At 67.1% G+C, this 3,866-nt stretch carries 4 protein-coding genes; 2 read left to right on the plus strand and 2 right to left on the minus strand.

Features of this window, described 5'->3' with window-relative positions:
- Positions 1–104 (plus strand): SDR family oxidoreductase (locus tag ACRDUX_RS12050; RefSeq protein ID WP_526414164.1); only part of this gene is annotated, 104 nt, incomplete at its 5' end.
- Positions 105–108: 4 nt separating this feature from the next.
- On the opposite strand, the gene ACRDUX_RS12055 is transcribed toward ACRDUX_RS12050, so the two are convergent.
- Complete coding sequence (locus tag ACRDUX_RS12055) at positions 109–645, minus strand: hotdog domain-containing protein (protein WP_526414166.1); 537 nt, start codon at positions 643–645, stop codon at positions 109–111.
- A gap of 227 nt (positions 646–872) precedes the next feature.
- Between ACRDUX_RS12055 and ACRDUX_RS12060 the strand changes: the two genes are divergently transcribed.
- Positions 873–3,329, plus strand: a complete 2,457-nt coding sequence (locus ACRDUX_RS12060) for a CaiB/BaiF CoA-transferase family protein (protein ID WP_526414160.1) — start codon at positions 873–875, stop codon at positions 3,327–3,329.
- Positions 3,330–3,333: 4 nt separating this feature from the next.
- Here ACRDUX_RS12060 and ACRDUX_RS12065 read toward each other — a convergent pair.
- On the minus strand, positions 3,334–3,866 hold a 533-nt coding region (locus ACRDUX_RS12065; RefSeq protein ID WP_526414162.1), incomplete at its 5' end, for a TetR/AcrR family transcriptional regulator.

Genomic DNA, 3,866 nt, shown 5'->3' on the forward strand with positions numbered 1-3,866 from the left:
TGCCCGAAGACATCGCCGGGGCAGTCGCGTGGCTGGTGTCCGACGAGGCGAAGTTCATCACCGGGGTGGCGTGGCCGCTGGATGCTGGTTTCGCCGTGCGCTGACGACTCAGGGCTGATCGGGACGCAGTGTGATGAACAGCCCCTCGGCTTCTGCACACAGGGTGTCGCCGTGGGTGAGCTCGGCACGGAGAATCCGTTTGCGCCCCTGCTCGCTGACGAACCATGCCCGCACCGCGAGCTCCTCACCCACGGGGGTGATCGACCGGAAGTCGGTGTGCAGATACGCGGTTCGCGACGGGGCTCGATCCCCGGAGTTCGCGAGCCGACCGAGCACCTCGTCGAACAGGAGCGGGATGGCCCCGCCGTGCACGGCCCCGCCACCACCGAGGAAGTACCGACCGAAGGTGACCGTGCCATTCACGCTCTGCTGATCGCCTGCAACCGGAATGAAGCTGGGAGACATGGTTTGCCCGCGCCCTGGTAGGTCGAGCCGTCGGGCGAAGATCTGTCTGCGCTCACCGACCGCGGCCTGGGCCAGTCGGTCGGCCCAGCTCTTCAGATCCGCCGTCAGGGCCACCGTCGTCGCCGTGTCCGGGGCCGCGGCGGCCACGTCGTCGAGGAAGTCCCGCAGTGCGGTGATCATCTCGCCGTACTCGGCGCCGCCGCCCGGATTGCGTACGTTCGGCTCTTGCCAGGTCCGCATTGGCGGGAATCCACCCGCCGTCTCCATCTCGTCCGTCACAGCACCAACCCCGTCGTCATGTTTCGAAGACTAATGCATTGACATTAATCTCAGCCGCTGCGATGCTGACGTGGCGTGCGTCACAGCACGTCCCGACGAGATCTGCCAGCACCGAAGTAGGAGTGAATATGCCGGAAGCCGGTTCGGCGTCGGACGGCCCGCTGGCCGGCCTTGTCGTCATCGATCTTTCGAGCACACTGCCCGGAGCGCAGGCGACGCAGTTCCTCGCCGACTGCGGCGCCGAGGTGATCATGGTCGAGCCGCTCGATGGCAGTCCGCTGCGAGAACTCGCGAGTTGGCCTGTCCTGTTGCGGGGCAAGCGCAGCGTGACACTGGACTTCCACGACGACGCCGATCTTGAGCGCCTGCGGACACTGTTGCGGCGCGCCGACGTCATGGTCAACACTATGCGTCCCACCACCGCCGAGCGCATCGGCCTCAGTCACGACGCGCTGTCGAAGGCATACCCGCGCCTCGTGGTGGCCACGATCACCGGCTGGGGTTCGACGGGGCCGTTCCGGGACTACAAGGGCTGGGAGGCGTTGGTCATGGCGAAGACCGGCGTCATGCACGAGAAGCGGGGGCTCGCGAGGCGGCACGGTCCGGCCTACGTCACAGTTGCCTATGCCTCGTGGGGTGCGGCCCACGCTGCGGTGCAAGGTGTCCTGGCCGCCCTCCTCGAGCGGGAGGCCAGCGGGCGCGGCCAGGTCGTCGAGACCAACCTGGTGACCGGCATGGGATCGATGGACCCGTACAACTGGTTCTACGAAATGGTGCTCCAGCGGTATCCGGGCGCGTTCGAACCGATGGATGCCGCCTACGACGACCAGGGTCGTCCGCAGGCTTACCTCATCTACGCGCTTCTGGTGTGTCCGACGAGGGACGGCCGATGGCTGCAGTTCGCCCAGGTTTCGCCCCGACTGATCGGGGCCTGGCTCGCCGAACTGAACCTGGTGGAGGAGCTCGCCAAACCCAAGTGGCAGGGCTTTCCCATGCTGCCGACCGCCGAACTGCGCACCGAGTGGTGGGACATGATGATCGAGCGGGTGGGGGCCCGCACGCTGGCCGAATGGCAGCAGGCGATGACGGAGAACCTCGACCTGAGCGGAGAGTTGTTCCGTTGCCCCGAGGACTCTCTTGACCACCCGCAGACCGTCCACGAGGGCCGGGTGGTGACGGTCGTCGACCCCGAGCTCGGGCCGGTGCGGCAGCCGTCGACCCTCATCCACGTCAACGGCAAGCCGATGACGGAGTTGCGGCCGGCCCCGCGACTTGGCGAGGGCAACTCCCTGTTATCGACTGAGGTTCGGGCCGCTGCGGCCACGGCGACGGAGGAACCCGCACCGACTGACCCGCCGCTGACGGGTGTGACCGTGCTGGAGTTCGGCAGCATGTTTGCCGGGCCATACGGCGCGACGCTGCTGACCGACCTCGGCGCCCGGGTGATCAAGGTCGAACCCTTGGAGGGCGACAACATCCGGAACCTCGTCGCCTTTCCCGAAGCGGGCGGCGCAAAGGTGCTGCAGGGCAAGGAGAGTGTCGCCATCGACTTCACCAAGCCAGAGGGACTCGACCTGGTTTACGAACTCGCCAAGCGGTCCGACGTCGTGCTGCAGTGCTTCCGAGGGAAGGCCGCCGAGCGGGCCAAGATCGACGAGACGTCGCTCAAGGCGGTCAATCCGGAGTTGGCCTTCGTGACCACCTCGGGTTACGGCGTGGACGGGCCGTTCGCACACCGCGCCGCCTATGCCCCGTCCGTCGGCGCGGCATCCGGCCTGGCGGTGATCGACAGTCACGACACGGGCGGGCCACCCGCCGACCTGGACGACGTTCACCGCAGAGCTGTCCAACTCCATGCGGGCGGAGCCGTCCCGGCCGTGCAGTCCGATGGCATCGCGGCGCACGGCGTCGGCTCGGCACTGATGGTCGCGCTCTACGCCAAGCAACGCGGCACGACGATGTCCGACGTCGTGACCACGATGCTCGGCACCGTGCAGCAGGCGATGGTGCCCTACAACGCGAGCTATGCGTCGCGCCCTGCGACGAAGTCAGGCGACGACCAGTTCTTCGGGATGAACGCCCTCTACCGGATGTACCGCGCTGCCGACGGTTACGTCTTCCTTGCTGCGCCACTGCCCCACGAATGGCCCGCGTTGGCCAAGGCCATGTCGGCCTACCTCGATCTTCTCGGTGACGAGCGATTCGCCGACGCCGACTCCCGCGCGGAGCACGACGACGACCTGATCGCTGCGCTATCGCCCGTGTTCGCCACCAAGACCCGGCTGGAGTGGGAGCACGAATTGTCCGCCCAGAACGTCGGTTGCGTCGAGGTCGCCGAGGCCAACTCCGAGTTGGTACTGCAGACCGATCCGTACTTCGAGGCGGGCTATGCCGTGGAGGCGGTCAGTCCGATCTTCGAGGAGCACCGTCGGCTCGCGCCGCTGTGCCGGTTCTCGCGATCACGAACCAGGGCCGACGCGGGCTGCACGATCGGTCAGCACACCGACGCGGTGCTTCACGAGATTGGACTCGATGACGCGGCGATCGCCGACTTGCGAGCCAACGCGATCGTCGGCGGGAGCTGACGAATCAGTCGTCATCGGCCATCAGCGCGCGGGTCTCGTAGGACACCGGCGCCGTCAGCATGCCGACCCATGTGTCGACGTAGTTGTGCAACTGCGCCTCGCTGAGGCCGTGACCCGAGCGGGCGGCCGCAGCCAGCACGTTGACCAGGCTGATGTAGAGCTGAAACGTCCGGCCGCGTCGGATCCGCTCGGGGAGGTCCTGCAGTGCGGCGTCGACCAGTTCCTCCAGTTGCTCCTGGGTCCATTCGTCGTCGACGTGATCCGGCCAGTAGTCACTGCGCGCCTTCGGATCCTCGCTGAGTCGGGCCAGGAACGGCGCGAACATCTCGCCCGCGGCGATGCTGTTGGCCAGCGGGCGAACCAGTAGCCACACGACTGCGCGCGGATCCGCTTCCTTGCCCTGCTCGCGCATGGTCGCGAGCATCTCCTGGCGATCAGTTCCCAGGGAGGCCTGGCGGTAGGAGATCAGCGCACGGATCAGGCCGTCGCGGGAGCCGAAGTGGTAGCGGATCACCGAGGTGTTGGATTGTCCGGCTG

Origin of the sequence: Mycobacterium sp. (assembly GCF_050701675.1) — a bacterium.
In the GTDB taxonomy this organism is placed as follows: Bacteria; Actinomycetota; Actinomycetes; order Mycobacteriales; family Mycobacteriaceae; genus Mycobacterium.

Coding starts and splice junctions, on each gene's coding strand:
- ACRDUX_RS12055 (WP_526414166.1), bottom strand. CDS start 645: ATGATCACCGCACTGCGGGACTTCCTCGACGACGTGGCCGCCGCGGCC.
- ACRDUX_RS12060 (WP_526414160.1), top strand. CDS start 873: ATGCCGGAAGCCGGTTCGGCGTCGGACGGCCCGCTGGCCGGCCTTGTC.